Below are 16,273 nucleotides of genomic sequence, written 5' to 3'. Positions count from 1 at the left end.
TTCAGCGCCGCCTTTTGTTGCCGCCGCGCTGCCCGGCCCGGCCCGCGGTGCTGCGGCCGGATTTGGAGACCGCCTCTTCCACCGCCTCGTCGATGACGCTTTGCCGCGCTAGGGGGTCGTCGGCCACGGCGAGTTCGACTGCCTCCAACCGCTTGACCTCGTCGCGCAGGCGGGCGGCTTCCTCGAACTCCAGGTTCTCGGCGGCCTTGCGCATCTGCAGGCGCAAAGCCTCCAGATGGGCCGCAAGGTTCTGACCCACATTGGTTTTTTCGACTTTGGCCGTGATGCGCGCCTGGTCGGTATCGCCCTGCCAGAGGCCCTGCAGCACATCCTCGACGTTCTTTTTCACCGTATGCGGGGTGATGCCGTGTTCGATGTTATAGGCGACCTGCTTGGCGCGGCGGCGGTCGGTTTCGGCCAGCGCCCGCTCCATGCTGCCGGTGATGCGGTCGGCATACATGATCACGCGGCCTTCCTCGTTCCGCGCCGCGCGGCCGATGGTCTGGATCAGCGAGGTTTCCGAGCGCAGGAAGCCCTCCTTGTCGGCATCCAGAATGGCCACCAGCCCGCATTCCGGGATATCGAGGCCCTCACGCAGAAGGTTGATCCCGACCAGCACGTCGAAGGCGCCGAGCCGCAAATCCCGCAGGATTTCAATGCGTTCCAGCGTGTCGATGTCCGAGTGCATATAGCGGATCCGGATGCCCTGTTCGTGCATGTAGTCGGTCAGATCCTCGGCCATGCGCTTGGTCAGGGTCGTCACCAGCGTCCGCATGCCGCGGGCGGAAACCTTGCGCACCTCGTCCAAGAGGTCGTCGACCTGCATCTCGACCGGGCGGATTTCGACCGCCGGGTCGATCAGGCCGGTCGGCCGGATGACCTGTTCGACAAAGACGCCGCCGGCCTGTTCCATCTCCCATGACGCGGGGGTGGCCGAGACGAAGACGGATTGCGGGCGCATCGCGTCCCATTCCTCGAACTTCAGGGGCCGGTTGTCCATGCAGGAGGGCAGGCGGAAGCCATGTTCGGCCAACGTGAACTTGCGCCGGTAGTCGCCCTTGTACATGCCACCGATCTGCGGCACCGAGACGTGGGATTCGTCTGCAAAAACAATGGCATTGTCGGGGATGAACTCGAACAAGGTGGGCGGCGGCTCGCCCGGCGCGCGCCCGGTGAGGTAGCGGGAATAGTTCTCGATGCCGGCACAGGCGCCGGTGGCTTCGATCATTTCCACGTCGAAATTGGTGCGCTGCTCCAGCCGCTGCGCCTCCAGAAGCTTGCCCTCGGCGATGAAGCGGTCGAGCGTCTGCTGCAGCTCGATCTTGATGCCCTTGACCGCCTGTTGCAGCGTCGGGCGCGGGGTGACGTAGTGCGAGTTCGCATAGATGCGGATCTGCTTGAAATTGTCGGTCTTGGCCCCGGTCAAAGGGTCAAATTCGATAATCGCTTCAAGCTCTTCGCCAAAGAAGGAAAAGCGCCAGGCGCGGTCTTCAAGGTGGGCGGGCCACAGCTCGATCGTATCGCCGCGCACCCGGAAAGAGCCGCGGGCAAAGGCCATGTCGTTGCGCCGATAGGCCTGCGCCACCAGTTCCGCCATCATCTTTCGCGGGTCGTAGTTTTGCCCCACAACCAGATCCTGGGTCATCGCCGAATAGGTCTCGACCGAGCCGATACCATAGATGCAGGAGACCGAGGCGATGATGATCACATCATCCCGCTCCAGCAGGGCACGGGTGGCCGAGTGGCGCATCCGGTCGATCTGCTCGTTGATCTGGCTTTCCTTCTCGATGAAGGTGTCGGTGCGGGCGACATAGGCCTCGGGCTGGTAGTAGTCGTAGTAGCTGACGAAGTATTCCACCGCGTTGTCGGGGAAAAACCCTTTGAATTCCGCGTAAAGCTGGGCGGCGAGGGTCTTGTTCGGGGCCAGGATGATCGCCGGACGCTGGGTTTCCTCGATCACCTTGGCCATGGTGAAGGTCTTGCCGGTGCCGGTGGCGCCCAGAAGCACCTGATCGTGATCGCCGGCCAGAACCCCCTTGGAAAGCTCCGCAATCGCGGTCGGCTGGTCGCCCGCGGCTGTGAACGGCGTCTGCATGACAAAGCGGCGCCCCCCTTCAAGCTTGGGGCGGGTCAGGACTTCGGGGCGCGCGTTGAGCGCGTTGGAATTGTTGTGGGGCATGGTGATTCCCTTCGGCTCCCAATCTATTCCGTTTTTGTTCCCTTTAAAGGGGGCGGTTAACCTATCGGTAAGCGGACTTGCGCTAAAGTGAAGAAAGTCCGTTCAACTTTAGGGGAAAATGACAGAAGTAATACTTCTTTTGGTTGAAATGCGAAATGTTCCGGGGCAAGCTGAAGGGGCAAGCAGCAAACACTGTCGGCTGGGCGCACCACACACCCCACCCAACCCCAGCAACCAGCCGACAGCACCTTGCACTTTCCTCCCAATTTCGGAATAAAGCAGGTAGCCCTGATCTCGTGAGGTTTTCCATGCGTGCGCGCATCTACCAACCCGCCAAGACTGCCATGCAGTCGGGCACCGCCAAAGCCAAGGGCTGGGTGCTGGAATTCGCCCCCGCCACCGCCCGTGAGGTTGATCCGCTGATGGGCTGGACCTCCTCGGACGACATGGACAGCCAGGTCCGCCTGCGCTTCGACACCAAGGAAGCAGCCGAGGATTATGCCCGCGAACGCGGTATCGAGTTTGACGTGATCGACCCCCACGCCCGCCGCGCCAACATCCGCCCCGGCGGTTATGGCGAGAATTTCGCGACCAACCGCAAGGGCGTCTGGACCCATTGACCCTTTATGGCCCCGGGTGACGGGGCTTTTTCATTTTCGGAGTTTGTCATGAAAAAGCATGCACTTGCGCTTATTCCTCTGCTGATGGCCACAACCGCGCTGGCCAATCCTGCCACGCAGGAGGGCGCCGATCACCTGACCAAGGTCTTCCAGACCTATCTGGGGTCCACCGAAGGCGTGGTCGCCGTCGAAGCCGATGGCGACACCTATGCCGTCACGCTCGACGCCGCTCCCTTCATCGCGATGGGCAAGGATCAGGGCGTTGCAGGCACGATTTCGCCCATCGAACTGACCCTGACCGACAATGGCGACGGCACCTGGGCCGTCACCGAAGACCAGCCCCTGAAGGGCGAGCTGACCCTGCCTGAGGGCGGCAAGGTGAATTTCACCGCCGAAGCCGTGAAGTCTGAGGGCACCTTTGACGAAAAGCTGATGGCCTTCTCGACCTCGACCTTCGAGGCGACCGGCCTCAAGACCGAGACCGTGATGGGCAAGGTCGAAGGCGGCCTGTCGCACAACACCACGACGATCGATTCGGTGACCGGCACCAGCACCTCGGTGGCCAATGCCGCCGGCGGCGTGGATTCGCATGTGACGACCCTGGCCAAGAACCAGGCCGCGACGATGGAGATGCCGGGCGCCGGCGAAGGGGCTGCGCCGCAGTCGATCAGCTACACGGTCGAAAGCAGCAGCCAGGACATGACCGTTACGGGCATGAAGACCGATGCGACCTACAAGACGATCGCCTGGTTCGTCGCCCATCCCGGCGAGGAGGCGATGAAGGCCGACAAGGCCGGCCTGAAGGCCGCTCTCACCGATTGGTTCCCGATCTTCGGCAATGTCAGCGGCACCGGCAAGGCAAGCAACATCGCGGTGCAGTCGCCGGTGGGCGCCATCGGCATTGCCGAAATGACGACGAGCCTCGACGTGAACGGGGTTGTGGCCGACGGCAAGGCCCGCATGGGCTTTGGGCTGTCCGGCGTGACCCTGCCCGATGGTCTGGTGCCGGCCTGGGCCGCGCCGATCCTGCCGCAGAAAGCCTCGTTTGACGTGCAGGTCACCGATTTCGACGCCGCAGCCGGCGCCACCGCGGCGATGGGCGCCTTCGACCTGCCCGAGGGCATGGCCGACACGACCGAGTTCGACAAGGCGGTTCAGGCCGCTTTCCTGCCCAAGGGCACCGTGACGATCACGATGAACCCCGGTGCGGTCACCGGCGACGGCTATGAGCTGACCTATCAGGGCGCCATGATTGCCGGCCCCGACATGCCGGTGCCGACCGGCACAGCCAGGGTCACCCTGACCGGTGCTGAAAAGCTGCAGGCCGCACTGCAGGCCGCCCCGGATGACATCAAGGGTCAGGCGATGATGGGCTTTGGCATGGCGCAGGGTATGGCCAAGCAGGAAGACGGCAAGCTGGTCTGGGAAATCGACGCATCCAAGCCGGGCTCGCTGCTGGTCAACGGCACCCCGATGATGGGTGGCAATTGAGCCTGACCATCACGCAGGAAAGCCCGCTCGGCCCGGATCTCGCGCAGCTTTTTGCGCGGCATACGGCCGATATGCACCACGACACCCCGCCCGAAAGCATCCATATGATGGATGCCGGCGCGCTGGATGTGCCAGAGGTGGCGTTCTTTGTCCTGCGCGAAGCCGGGGCGCCCGTGGCCATGGGCGCCTTCAAGATCTTTGAGTCCGGCCATGCCGAGATCAAGTCGATGCATGTGCTGGCCGAACACCGCGGCAAGGGCCTGTCCTCGCGGATTCTGGTGCATCTGGTGGCGGCGGCCGAGGCCGCGGGCGTGATGCGGCTCAGCCTGGAGACCGGGTCGCAGGACATGTTCCTGCCGGCCCGCATGCTTTACGAGCGCGCGGGCTTCACCTATTGCCCGCCCTTCGGCGACTATGTGCTGGACCCGATGTCGGTTTTCATGACGCGCACTCTTGCGTGAAAGCCCCTCCTGCCGCAAAAGAGCGTCAGTGCGGCCCCGTAGCTCAACTGGATAGAGCAAGGACCTTCTAAGTCCGAGGTTGAGGGTTCGATTCCTTCCGGGGTCGCCATATTTCCATAAAAGAAGCTCGGACTTGGTCCGAAATCCTGGTGAAATCGGGGGAGGCCGCTAGCCCTTCACCCCGAGTGGAGCCGGAAACCCTGGCTTCGGGCGTTCCAACATTGAGGAGAAGATCACCGCTCGGGCGGTTGATATGGGGCAGGGCGGCTGACAGGTCTTGTCGCGATGCCGGTTCGGTGGATGATCATTCAGCCTGCCCTGCACCCGCTGGCCGTGCCTTGGGTGACGCTCAGCGATGCAGCAGCAGGTGGTGTTCCGGGGCTTGGTGCATGTCGGGTCTCTCTTGCGAGATACAGGCGCGCAACCCGGCGTGGAAGATCCTCGGCGCCGACGGGATCACCGCCGTCCTGTGGCCCGGCGATGCGGTGGCCCGGCTGCGGATGGCCTGATCCGATCACTTGCCCAAGGTGACAGACCCGGTGAGCAGCGACAGGGCGAAGGTGGCAAAAAAGCAGATCCCGCCCAGCGTGATCGCCAGTGCGGTCTGACCGATGGCATGGGCAAGACGGGTGTTGCGGTGGATCATGAAGCCGCGCGTCAGCGCCACGGCATACCATGCGAGCCCGAGCAGGAAGATCGCCAGCGCCGCAGGCTTGGCCCAGGGCAGGGGCGCATTTCCCAGCATCATCGCAAGATCGAGCGCAAGCACGAAAGGCACCGTCACATAGCATTGCGCATAGAACATCGGGCGCAGGGTCAAACGGCTGAGCGGCTGCCCGGCCAGCTGCACATGCTGGATCCCCAAGAGCAAGGGAAACAGGCTGAAGGCCACCGCCCGCAAGATCAACAGGTTGCGCTGATCCGACAGCACGCCCTCGAAGACCGCCTCATTGTGAAAAACCCCGCTCTGCAGCATGTGGGCGATCATCAGCGTCAGGAACAGGAAGATCGGCGGGCTCAGGGCCTCGGGGAACTGGTCCTCGGGCGGGCGGGTCAGCTCTTGTTCGGCATAGGCGATCATGGCCATCGGTCGCGTGATGCAGCGCCACAGGGTCAGCGGATAGAAGACCAGCCACGACACCACCTCGTAGAGCAACAGTTCCGCCGAGCGGAGGAGGTTCATGAAATCCATGGGATACCTGTGGTCCGGGTCGAGCGATCTTAGCGCAGCAGCCCGCGTCAGGCTATTCCGCAGATTGGGACAGGCTGCACAAGGGGCGGTCGTGTTGCCTCATTTGCCCCGCCGCACGCTCCCATGCGTTTCACATAAGTACATCACCGGACCCGCCAAGCCTGGGTCCGGCGCAAAATTCCGTGCGACAGCGCCATGTGCAACAGCCGCGCCCCGACATTGGTGTAAAAGATCATCATCCCCATCGCCGCCGCCGGGGCGATGTCGCCCGCGTCATCCATGTTCAGCACGGCGATCGACGCCAGTGCCGTCTGACTGGAATAGATGAACACCACCGCCGACACCGTCGTCATCGCATTCACGAAGAGATAGATCATGATGTCGAGGATCGCCGGCAGGCAGATCGGCACCGTCACCCTTCCAAAAAGCCGCCAGAACGGTTGCCGCATCGAGGTGGCCACCGATTCAAACTCGGGGTCGATCTGCTTCAGCGCGGTCAGGGCCGTGAGGTGGCCCACGGTGTAGAAGTGCGTCACGGTCGAGACGACCAGGATCGCCATCGTGCCGTAGATCGCATGCAGCGGGTTGGCCGGGTTGTTGAAGAAGAAGATATAGGCCAGCCCCAGCACCATACCGGGCACAGCCATCGGCAGCATGGCCAGAAACTGGAACAGCCCGCGGGCGAAATGCGACCCGTCCAGCTTTTCCACCATATAGGCGCCGGTGAAGACCACGGCCGTCCCGATCACCGCAGTCAGCGAGGCCAGCTTGATCGAGTTCCAATAGGCCGCCCAGCCGCCGCCATCCACCTTGTCGAAGGCGAAGTTCCTGAAGGTCAGGCTCATGTCATAGGGCCAGAATTTGACCACGGCGGCCAATTGGCAGGTGCCGATCATCAGAAGGATGAACCCCACCACCAGCCCGCACCCGACCAGACACAGCGCATCGAAGCCGGCGCGCGGCTTTGGCGCATAGGGCACCGAGCGTGCCGAAAGCTGCGAGACCTGCTTCTTTTGCACCTGCCGGTCGATCACGAAGGCCAGGACGGCCGGGATCAGCAGGATGACGGAAACCACCGCCCCCATCTCGAAATTCTGCTGGCCGATCACCTGTTTGTAGATGTCGATGGCCAGCACGCTGTATTGGCCGCCGATCACCTTGGGCAGGCCGAAATCGGTGATCACCAGCGTGAAGGTCACGAAAGCGGCCGAGATCAGGCCATAGCGTGCCCCGGGGATCGTCACCGTCCAGAAGGTGCGCCAGGCCGAAGCGCGCAGGGCCTCGGCGGCCTCGTACTGGCGCTGGTCGGCGATGGCGAGCGCGGTGGAGATGATGATCAGGGCATGGGGAAAGGTGAAGAACACCGAGCCGATCACGATGCCCAAGGGGCCATAGATCGACTGGCCCATCAGCAGGTCTTTCAGCAGACCCTGATTGCCGAAGAGATAGATCAGCGCGATCCCTGGCAGGAGCGAGGGCACGAGGATTGGCATCATGGCCACCAGCTTCATCGCCCCCTTGAACCGCATGCAGCTGCGGGTCATCGCATAGGCAAAGCCGAAGGCGGAGCTGACCGTCAGCACCGTGCTCACCAAAGCGATGAAAAGCGAGTTCTCGACCGAGCGGAACAGCGTCGGGTTGGAGATATAGGCGAGGTAGTTCTGCACGCCAAAGGTCGTGACCGGGCGCAGATTGATGCGGCGGAAGCTGTTGCTGTCGTAGGTCTGCCAGTCCCCGGCCCTGACCAGATCAAGCCCCATCAGCCAGGGCGCATCCCCCAGTCCGCGCATGCGGTATTTCACCGGGCTGCGAAAGTTGAAGTCGGGGAAAAGCTCGACCACCGACAACCTGCCTTCGGAGGAGGTGCGCAGATCCTCGGGGCCAAAGCGGCCAAGGGTCGCATTCAGCGCTGCGGCCGTCACGGGCGGGCCGAAGGTGGTGCCAGTCGGATCGCTGACCTCGAACTCGTAGCGGTCGAGATCGAAGCCATAGGTCACGAAGGATTTCGACAGCATGGTGTAAAGCGGCAGCGCCAGCGCCACGATCAGGTAAAGCGCGATCACCAGCATGAAGCCGCGCTTGATCACCCCATCCCGGTCGATCTTCAGGGTCACGGTGCGGCGCGGCAGGATCCAGTCAGCAGCGGACATCTCAGGCGCCTTTCGCGAAGACGAGCACACGCTCGGCGGGAAGTTCGACGGTCAGTTTGCTGCCTTCCGACAGATCAAACCGCCGCACGGCGTTCATCGAGAAATTGGCCACCAGCGGCGTCACCCCCAGTGCCTCGCTCCTCAGATGCATCCGCCACGACGCACCGAGGAATTCCTGGCCCTCGATCGTCACCGGCAGATGGTTGGGCCTGGGCTGGGCCTCGTGTCCCGCTGCATGGGGCAGGATATCCTCCGGGCGGATGGCGACCGTGACCGCTTGCCCCTCGCTCAAGCCAGGCACTTCGGTGTTCAGGACCAGATTGCCCAGCGTGACCGAACCTTGCCGGTAGTGGCTGGCGATGCGGTTGGTCTCGCCGATGAAATCGGCCACGAAAAGCGAGGCCGGGTGGCGGTAGATCTCGGTCGGCGTGCCGATCTGCTCGATCACGCCGTGGTTCATCACGACGATGCGGTCGGCCATCGACAGCGCCTCTTCCTGATCATGGGTCACCATGATGGTCGTCACGCCAAGCTTGCGCTGCAGTTCCTTGATCTCGTGGCGCAGATGGACCCGGACCTTGGCATCCAGCGCCGAAAGCGGCTCGTCCAGCAGCAAGAGCCCGGGGTTGATGGCGATGGACCGTGCCAAAGCGATGCGCTGCTGCTGGCCGCCCGAAAGCTGAGCGGGATAGCGGTCGGCCTTGTCGGACAGGCCGACCAGCGCCAGCAACTCGGCGACGCGCTTGGTGATCTCGGCCTTGGGGCGCCCGGTGTTTTCCAGACCGAAGGCCACGTTGCGGGCCACCGTCAGGTTGGGAAACAGCGCGTAGGACTGGAACACGATGCCGTAATCCCGCTGGGAGGCCGGCAAGTTCGAAATGTCGCGGCCCCCTTGCAGGATCTGGCCGCGAGTCTGCGGCTCCAGCCCGGCGATGGCGCGCAACAGCGTGGTCTTGCCGCAACCCGAGGGGCCGAGAAAGCAGATGAACTCCCCACGGCCGATCCGCAGCGACACGTCGCGCAAGGCCGCGAATTCGCCGTAGATCTTCCAGAGGTTGTCAATACGGAGATAGTCGTCGTTCACGGGCTTTGTCTCCGGCAGGATGGATAGGTTCAGGGAATTCAGGGCGTTCATGCTGCTGCTCCAGTCGGCTGGGGCGTGGGCCGAACGGGGCCCACGCGCATGTCAGATTCAGGACTTCGGCTCGCTCTTGTTGTCGTAGCGCTTGGACCATTCGGCCAGGATCTTGGCGCGGTTGTTGGCAGCCCATTCGAAATCGTTCTTGATCATCTTGCTTTCGGCATCGGCCGGGTAGTTCGCGACGGGCTTGGCCACACCGGGCAGCGCCAGAACGGCATAGCCGACGTTGTATTCCTTCATCGCCGCCGCAGAGATCGACCAGTCGACCAGTGTCTTGGCCGCCTCCATCTTCGCGGTGCCACCGATGATGGCGGCAGCTTCGGCATCCCAGCCCAGACCCTCGCTGGGGGTGATCACCTGGATCGGCGCGCCGTCGGTCACGGCTTGCGCACCCCGGAAGGCGAAGGACACGCCGACCACGGTTTCGCCCGCCGCCGCCATCTTGCAGGGCTTCGATCCGGAATGAGTATAGCTCGCCACATTGGCATGCAGGCGGTCCATGTAGTCCCAGCCCTTGGCCTCGCCAAAAGTCTGCAGCCAGGCCGAGACATCAAGGAAACCGGTGCCCGAGGAGGCCGGGTTCGGCATCACGACATGGCCCGCATATTCCGGCTTGGTCAGGTCCTCCCAGCTGGTCGGTGCGGTCAGGCCCAGTTTGGCACCCTCCACCGTGTTGTAGCAGATCGAAGCCAGCCAGGCGTCGAGGCCCACCCAGGAGGGCGGCTGGTCGCTGTCCACAAAGCGCGGGTCGAGTTTTTCCACGCCAGCGGGGGCGTAGGGTTCCAGCATGCCTTCGGTCTTCAAAACCAGAAGCGAGGTCGCGGCCAGTCCCCAGACCACATCGGCGCTGGGGTTGTTCTTTTCGGCCAGCAGTTTTGCCGTCACGACCCCGGTGGAATCGCGCACCCAGTTGATCTTGATATCCGGGTGTTCGGCATTGAAGGCCGCGGCGTAACGCTCCAGAAACTCCGCTTCAAAGGCGGTGTAAACGGTCAGTTCGGTCTCGGCATGGGCCGCAAATGCGCCAAACAGCGCAAGGGCGGAGGAGACCAGGAAAGTCTTTACGGTCATGTCTGTTTTCCTTGTTGGATCTTGGGTGAATCTTGCGGCGGCCTTGTTTGGCCACGCGTCGTTTCTTCTTGGGTTTCTTCTGGAGTTTGGGCCCGTTTCAGCCACAGGGTCCGGCGCCACGGTCTCAGGAGGCGGGAGTGGGTCTGATAAGTAAAATCTATTATTTTTATGAAATCATCGTCCTGAGCGATGATTTATTGCCGTTGCAGGCGCCGGTCAGCGCCCCCGGCAGAGACAGGCTCTGCCGGGTTCACCCCTGCGGCGCGGAGGGGCCTTTACGCCCAGGGCAGCGAGAAGGTCTTGACGTTGGTGAAGCTTTTCATCGCCTCGATCACGCCTTCCTTGTAGCCGTTGCCGCTGTCCTTGATGCCGCCGAAGGGCGACATCTCGATGCGGTAGCCGGGGACTTCCCAGATGTTGACGGTGCCCACGACCAGACCTTTGATATAGCTTTGCATGCGCAGGTAGTCGTTGGTGCAGACCCCCGAGGACAGGCCAAAGGCGGTGGAGTTCGAGATGCGCATCGTCTCGACATCGTCATCGGGCACGCGCACGATCGGGATGATCGGGCCGAAGGTTTCCTCGAGCACCAGTTCGCTTTCGTGGCGGACGTGATCGACCACGATGGGCGGCAAAAGTGCGCCCTTGCGGCCGGGGTGGTAGAGGATCCTGGCGCCCTCGGCCTCGGCCAGATGCACGCGGTTCTCGAACACTTCGGCGGCGCGGGCATGGACGACGCAGCCGAGGTCGGTCTTGGGGTCCATCGGATCGCCAAAGCGCAGGGCCTTGGCGCGGGCCAGGACCATGGGCACGAAACGATCAGCAACACTCTCCTGCACCAGGATGCGCTTGACCGCCGTGCAGCGCTGGCCGGAGTTCTTGGTGGCCCCCGCCACGGCCAGATCGGCGGCTTTGGCCAGATCGGCATCGCTGAGGTCGTTGCAGATGATCAGGGGATCATTGCCACCGAGTTCCAGCACCTGGCGTTTGTAGACCGCCTTGGCCGCGATCATCTTGCCGACCGGCACGCCGCCGGTGAAGGTGATCAGGTCGAAATCCGGGTTGGTGATCATCTCGTCGCCGATATCGGCCGGCCAGCCGGTGACGACCGACAGCATTTCCGGCGGCAGCCCGGCCTCATAGATCGCATCGGCGAGCCAGAGGGCGGTCAGCGGCGTCAGCTCGGTCGGTTTCACCACGATGCAGTTGTTGGTGGCAATCGCCGGGGCGATCTTGTGGCTGACCATGTTGAGCGGATGGTTGAAGGGCGTGATGGCCGAGATTGCCCGCAAGGGCTCCCGCGTGGTGAAGATCTTGCGCGCCTTGCCATGCGGGGTCAGATCGCAAGAGAAGATCTCGCCATCGTCATGGATGCACATTTGCCCGGTCAGGGTGTAGACATCGAAAGCCCGCCCGCATTCATAAAGTGCATCGGCCAGCGAGATGCCGAGTTCGGCGGTGATGATCGGCGCAAGTTCGGATTTCCGCTCGCTGATGATGCGGGCGATGTTCAGGAGGATCTTCTGACGCTCGTAGCGGGTCAGGGTCGGCTGATAGGCGGCGGCGATGGCAAAGGCCTCGCGCACGTGTTCGGCGGTGCCGGCGGGCACGGTGCCGATCAGCTCCTCCGTCCAGGGGTAGTGGACCGGCACGCGGTCCACCGTATCGACCTTGCGGCCGGCGATGCGCATGGTCTCGTGCCGGATCGCGATCGGGGGGGATCTTTTCAACATCTCACACCTCACAGCGCCGCAGCGGTGCAGGCGAAGTAGAAGGCGTCAAAGTTGCGCAGGACCGGGGCGTTCGGCAGGTCAATCACCCGGTTGACGATGAAGGGCACGACCTGTTCGGTCAGGCCGCCATGGCTGCGCAGGGGCTCGTTCAGCGCGGCGAGGTCGTGGCGGTGGGCCGAGGTGCCCAGCGTCATGTTCTCGCCCGAGATCATCACGATATCGCCGATCCGGTCGCCCGGCAGTTCAAAGCGGCGGACGGCTTCGGCCTTGTCGACCACCAGCGTCATCTCGGGAATGGCGGCAAGTTCCGCGATGACCTTCGCCTGATCCGCACTTTCGGGCAGATAGGCGGTGGCGAAAGAGCCAAGCGCGCCGTGATGCACGACATAGGGGTCGGTGATCGGCAGGATCACCCTTGCCGCATCCTTGCCCAGCATGGCATCCAGCTTGTCCTGGACATAGATCACCGACGGCGAGCCATCGGCGAGGTGCTTGGGCTTCATCCCATGGTCGGCGGTCACCACAATCGCCGCCCCCATCGCATCGAGCTGCGCGAGGTAAAGGTCGAACATCTTGTAGAAGCTCTGCGCCTGGGCATCCTCGGGCGCGTATTTGTGCTGCACATAATCGGTGGTGGTCAGGTACATCACATCCGGCTTCCAGTCGCGCAGCAGCTTCACGCCAGCGGCAAAGACAAACTCCGACAGGTCGGCCGAGTAAACCTCCGGGACCGGCATCCCGAGCCAGGCGCTGGCGTTGTCGATGCCGTTCTCGGCCAAGGTGGCCTTGTCCGAGCGTTCGGCCGAGAAGCAGATCGCGCGATCTTCGTCAAAGCGCAGGCCCGCCCCCAGCAGCGCGCGCAGCTTGTCCTTGGCCGTCACCACGGCGACGCGGGCGCCAGCCTTGTAGAACTGGCCGAACACCGTCGGCGCGCGCAGGAAGCGCACGTCGTTCATCATGACCTCCTTGCCGGTTTCGCGCTCGTACAGGTAGTTGCCGCAGATGCCGTGGACGGCGGGCGGGCGGCCGGTTGCGATCGACAGGTTGTTGGGGTTGGTGAAGGAGGGGATGACCGAATGCGCCAGCCGGTCGGTGCCGACCTCGCGCATCTTCTTCAGGGTCGGCATCAGGCCCTTGGCAATGGCGACCTCCAGATAGGCCGGTTCGCAGCCATCGAGGCAGATCGCGATCGCGGTGACTTTCGGCCAGGGATAGCTGCGGTCATTGGCGACGACGGGGGGGCGGAGATGAGCGTTCATGTTGGGGTCCGTTCTGTGAGGGGAAGGTCAGGCGGCAAGCTTCGCGCGCTCGGCAATTGCGGCGGCGGGCGGGGCGGCGGTGTCGACGCCCATTTCGGTCAGGCAGGCTGCGGCGGCGGCCACGACCCGGCGCATGATGTGTTCATTCATCCGGCCGATGCAGCCGACGCGGAAGCTGTCCACCACGGTCAGCTTGCCGGGATAGATGATGAAGCCCTTGGCCTTCATCAGGTCGTAGAAGGTCGAGAAGACAAAGTTCGGATGGGCCGGGTTGAAGAAGGTCACGATGATCGGCGACAGCCAGGCATCGGCGAGCAGGGTCTCAAACCCGAGGCCGCGCATCCCCGCCACCATCACATCGCGGTTCCTGGTATAGCGGGCGCCCCGACCGGCCACGCCGCCCTCCAGAGCGTGCAGCCGCAGCGCTTCAAGGAAGGCTGCGACAGAATGGGTCGGCGGGGTAAAGCGCCATTGGCCGGTCTTGACCATCGCCGCCCATTGCGCATGGACATCCAGGCTCAGCGAATGGGCATTGCCCTTTGCCGCCTCAAGCACCGACTTGTGGGCGATGACAAAGCCAAAACCGGGGACACCTTCGATGCATTTGTTGGCCGATGAGACGAAGGCATCGTACTGGATGCGGTTCACATCCAGATCCACCGCGCCGAAGGCCGACATCGAATCCACCAGCAGCCTGCGGCCGCGGGCGGCGACCGCCTCGGCAATCTCGGCCACCGGGTTCAGGATGCCCGAGGAGGTCTCGCAATGGATCGCGATGACATGGGTGATGGCCGGATCGGCGTCCAAGGCGCGGCCCACCTCGTCACCGCGCGGCGGCAGGTAGTCGCCCTTGTCAATCAGCGTATAGGCCCGGCCCATCACCCGCAGCGTTTCCGCCGCGCGCAGGCCGTAAGCGCCATTGGCCAGCACCAGAACCTTGCCATCGCGGGGCACCAGCGATCCCAGCATCGCCTCGCAGCAGAACGAGCCCGAGCCCTGGATCGGCACGCAGGCAAATTCTCCCTTCGTGTCGCCTGCCAGTGCAACCAGTTGATCACACATGGATTTCGTCATGGCGCGGAAGTCGCTATCCCACGAACCCCAATCGCGCAGCATGGCTTCCTTGACGCTGTAAGCCGTGGTCAGCGGCCCCGGGGTCAAGAGGAACGGCTCGCCCAGGCGGGGGTCGGCAAAAGCGGTGTCGGCATGGGTCATGGTAGGCCTCTTGGGGTTGAACGACGATCTGACCTCAGTTTTTCATGGTGCAAATCATCTGTAAAATCGTTATTTAAGATCAGATCATCGTTAAAAACGATGATCATGCCGGTTCTGCCAGACGGCTTTCCAACAGGAGCCCGGAGTCCGACAGGATCGGATAGGCGACCTTGACCAGAAGGGAGTTCACCTCCTTCAAGGCGCGCACCACTTCCATATGGATGTCGCTGGTGTCGATGCTGCGCAGGTTGCCGGACCGGAGCCTGGCAATGTGGCGGTCGTGAAAGTCGCGCTCGACCTGACGCAGCACGGCTTTTTCCGCCACCAGAAGCCGCGCGCTTTCCAGATCGCCCGAAACCAGGACATTCAGGGCAATCTGGGCATTCGCCATGACCCTTGCGTGCAGGCTGCTGAGCTCGCGCCAGCCTTCATCCGAACACCGCACCTTCAGCCGGGCCTTGTCGGCCGCTTGGGAGAGCAGCGTCTTGGCGATGATATCGCCGATCGCCTCGAAATCATTGGCAAGGCCCGCCAGTTCCAGCCCGCGCCGGGCCTCGTCCTCGGTCAGGACGCCGCGGTTCAATTCGGCCACGAAAAGCTTGATGTCGGTGTGGCGCTGGTTGATCTCGGCATCCATTGCCCGCAGGCGCGCGATGCCAAGGTCATCGCCGACCTCCAGCAGATCCATCACCGGGCGCAGCATCGCCTCCAGCGTCTCGCCCATCCGCAACAGTTCGCGCTGGGCGCTGGCGAGCGCCAGATTGGGGCGGCTGATCGCGCTGCGGTCCAAAGCGCTGCGCCAGGTGGCCGCGGCGGCGGCGCCCTCCGGCGTCGGCCAAAGCCGGGCGGTCAGCCGATCCATCAGGCCGGTGAAGGGGAGGGAGATTACAAGCAGGCTGAGGTTGAAGAGCACATGGAAGTTCACCAGTTGAACGCCCGCACCGGTCCCCAGATGCTCCAAGGGATGCGGCACCACCTGCAACAGCAAAAGGGCTGTCACCGCGCCCGCGCCGCGAAACAGAAGGTTGGCCAGCGGGATCCGCCGGGCGGGCAACCCCGCGCCACGGGTCAGCCAGACCGCGACCATGGCGCCGCCAAGGTTCGCGCCCAGCACCATCGGGGCCGCCGCCTCGACCGGAAGCACGCCGCTGACGGCGAAATTGGCGAAGATCAGCAGCGTGGCGACCGAGGAATGCAGCCCCCAGGCCATCAGCGCCGCGACGATAAACGCGGTCAGCGGGTCACCGGCCAGCCAGCCCGCCACCTGCGGCAGGACAGCACTTTGCCGCAAGGGCTCGGTCGCGGCCCCCACCATGCGCAGCGACAGAAGGATGAAGGCCACGCCCAGCACCACCCGGCCGATCTGGCGCAACTGGCGGTGTTCGAACTTCAGGAACAGCGTGGCCCCGGTCAGCACCAGAATCGGGATCAGCTCGCTCAGATCGAAGGACAGGAGTTTGACCACCAGCGTCGAGCCGAAATCCGCCCCCAGAAGTGCCGCGATCCCCGCGCTGATGCTGAGGATGCCAGAGGTGGCAAAGCCCGCGGCCAGGATGCCCACCGCCGTGGCGCTTTGCAGAATGATCGCGAGGATGGTCCCGGCCAGCGCCATGCTGATGGAGCCGCCCCCCGCCCGGCGCAGAAGCGTCCGCAAACCCGGCCCCCAGGCGCGGTCCATGCCGGTGCCAACCATGCGCACCGCCCACAAGAGCAGCATGACGGCGGCGGCGAGGTGAATGAGGATCAGAAACGGGTGCATTT

At 63.6% G+C, this 16,273-nt stretch carries 12 protein-coding genes and 1 tRNA gene; 4 read left to right on the top strand and 9 right to left on the bottom strand.

The window, feature by feature from the left end:
• Position 1: 1 nt before the first annotated feature.
• Positions 2-2,179: an excinuclease ABC subunit UvrB gene (gene uvrB, locus AC1DVR_RS06725; RefSeq protein ID WP_477999769.1), complete on the bottom strand. Its 2,178-nt coding sequence runs from the start codon at positions 2,177-2,179 to the stop codon at positions 2-4.
• 308 nt (positions 2,180-2,487) lie between these two features.
• Here uvrB and AC1DVR_RS06720 point away from each other — a divergent pair, with 308 nt between their 5' ends.
• From AC1DVR_RS06720 to AC1DVR_RS06705, 4 genes are all read left to right on the top strand, one after another.
• On the top strand, positions 2,488-2,799 hold the full coding sequence (locus AC1DVR_RS06720; RefSeq protein ID WP_477999768.1) for an ETC complex I subunit: 312 nt from the start codon (positions 2,488-2,490) through the stop codon (positions 2,797-2,799).
• 48 nt (positions 2,800-2,847) lie between these two features.
• Complete coding sequence (locus tag AC1DVR_RS06715; RefSeq protein ID WP_477999767.1) at positions 2,848-4,290, top strand: hypothetical protein; 1,443 nt, start codon at positions 2,848-2,850, stop codon at positions 4,288-4,290.
• Positions 4,287-4,751 (top strand): GNAT family N-acetyltransferase, encoded by a 465-nt coding sequence (locus tag AC1DVR_RS06710; protein WP_477999766.1) that lies wholly within the window; start codon positions 4,287-4,289, stop codon positions 4,749-4,751. Before AC1DVR_RS06715 ends, AC1DVR_RS06710 begins: the two co-directional genes overlap by 4 nt.
• Positions 4,752-4,783: 32 nt before the next feature.
• A tRNA-Arg gene (locus AC1DVR_RS06705) sits at positions 4,784-4,860 on the top strand.
• 405 nt (positions 4,861-5,265) lie between these two features.
• Here the strand turns inward: AC1DVR_RS06705 and AC1DVR_RS06700 are convergent.
• From AC1DVR_RS06700 to AC1DVR_RS06665, 8 genes are all read right to left on the bottom strand, one after another.
• Positions 5,266-5,943 (bottom strand): MFS transporter permease, encoded by a 678-nt coding sequence (locus AC1DVR_RS06700; RefSeq protein WP_477999765.1) that lies wholly within the window; start codon positions 5,941-5,943, stop codon positions 5,266-5,268.
• 143 nt (positions 5,944-6,086) lie between these two features.
• Positions 6,087-8,093 (bottom strand): putative 2-aminoethylphosphonate ABC transporter permease subunit, encoded by a 2,007-nt coding sequence (locus tag AC1DVR_RS06695; protein WP_477999764.1) that lies wholly within the window; start codon positions 8,091-8,093, stop codon positions 6,087-6,089.
• A gap of 1 nt (position 8,094) precedes the next feature.
• Complete coding sequence (locus AC1DVR_RS06690) at positions 8,095-9,228, bottom strand: putative 2-aminoethylphosphonate ABC transporter ATP-binding protein (RefSeq protein WP_477999763.1); 1,134 nt, start codon at positions 9,226-9,228, stop codon at positions 8,095-8,097.
• Positions 9,229-9,285: 57 nt separating this feature from the next.
• Entirely contained in the window at positions 9,286-10,305 is a 1,020-nt protein-coding gene (locus AC1DVR_RS06685) for a putative 2-aminoethylphosphonate ABC transporter substrate-binding protein (protein WP_477999762.1), read from the bottom strand.
• A 275-nt stretch (positions 10,306-10,580) separates the two neighbouring features.
• Positions 10,581-12,038: a phosphonoacetaldehyde dehydrogenase gene (gene phnY, locus AC1DVR_RS06680; RefSeq protein WP_477999761.1), complete on the bottom strand. Its 1,458-nt coding sequence runs from the start codon at positions 12,036-12,038 to the stop codon at positions 10,581-10,583.
• An 8-nt stretch (positions 12,039-12,046) separates the two neighbouring features.
• A complete protein-coding gene (gene phnA / locus AC1DVR_RS06675; RefSeq protein ID WP_477999760.1) occupies positions 12,047-13,297 on the bottom strand; it encodes a phosphonoacetate hydrolase in 1,251 nt (416 codons plus the stop codon).
• A gap of 27 nt (positions 13,298-13,324) precedes the next feature.
• The gene (locus AC1DVR_RS06670) at positions 13,325-14,512 is read right to left on the bottom strand and encodes a 2-aminoethylphosphonate--pyruvate transaminase (RefSeq protein ID WP_477999759.1); all 1,188 of its coding nucleotides are present in this window, start codon (positions 14,510-14,512) and stop codon (positions 13,325-13,327) included.
• A gap of 103 nt (positions 14,513-14,615) precedes the next feature.
• Complete coding sequence (locus AC1DVR_RS06665; protein ID WP_477999758.1) at positions 14,616-16,271, bottom strand: Na/Pi cotransporter family protein; 1,656 nt, start codon at positions 16,269-16,271, stop codon at positions 14,616-14,618.
• Positions 16,272-16,273 lie beyond the last annotated feature (2 nt).

It is taken from the genome of Rhodobacter sp. P2_H5 (assembly GCF_056403335.1).
This window is presented reverse-complemented; position numbering and strand designations above follow the sequence as displayed.

Coding starts and splice junctions, on each gene's coding strand:
- AC1DVR_RS06715 (WP_477999767.1), top strand. CDS start 2,848: ATGAAAAAGCATGCACTTGCGCTTATTCCTCTGCTGATGGCCACAACC.
- AC1DVR_RS06665 (WP_477999758.1), bottom strand. CDS start 16,271: ATGCACCCGTTTCTGATCCTCATTCACCTCGCCGCCGCCGTCATGCTG.
- AC1DVR_RS06685 (WP_477999762.1), bottom strand. CDS start 10,305: ATGACCGTAAAGACTTTCCTGGTCTCCTCCGCCCTTGCGCTGTTTGGC.
- AC1DVR_RS06720 (WP_477999768.1), top strand. CDS start 2,488: ATGCGTGCGCGCATCTACCAACCCGCCAAGACTGCCATGCAGTCGGGC.
- AC1DVR_RS06670 (WP_477999759.1), bottom strand. CDS start 14,512: ATGACCCATGCCGACACCGCTTTTGCCGACCCCCGCCTGGGCGAGCCG.
- AC1DVR_RS06700 (WP_477999765.1), bottom strand. CDS start 5,943: ATGGATTTCATGAACCTCCTCCGCTCGGCGGAACTGTTGCTCTACGAG.
- AC1DVR_RS06695 (WP_477999764.1), bottom strand. CDS start 8,093: ATGTCCGCTGCTGACTGGATCCTGCCGCGCCGCACCGTGACCCTGAAG.
- uvrB (WP_477999769.1), bottom strand. CDS start 2,179: ATGCCCCACAACAATTCCAACGCGCTCAACGCGCGCCCCGAAGTCCTG.
- AC1DVR_RS06690 (WP_477999763.1), bottom strand. CDS start 9,228: ATGAACGCCCTGAATTCCCTGAACCTATCCATCCTGCCGGAGACAAAG.
- phnY (WP_477999761.1), bottom strand. CDS start 12,038: ATGTTGAAAAGATCCCCCCCGATCGCGATCCGGCACGAGACCATGCGC.
- phnA (WP_477999760.1), bottom strand. CDS start 13,297: ATGAACGCTCATCTCCGCCCCCCCGTCGTCGCCAATGACCGCAGCTAT.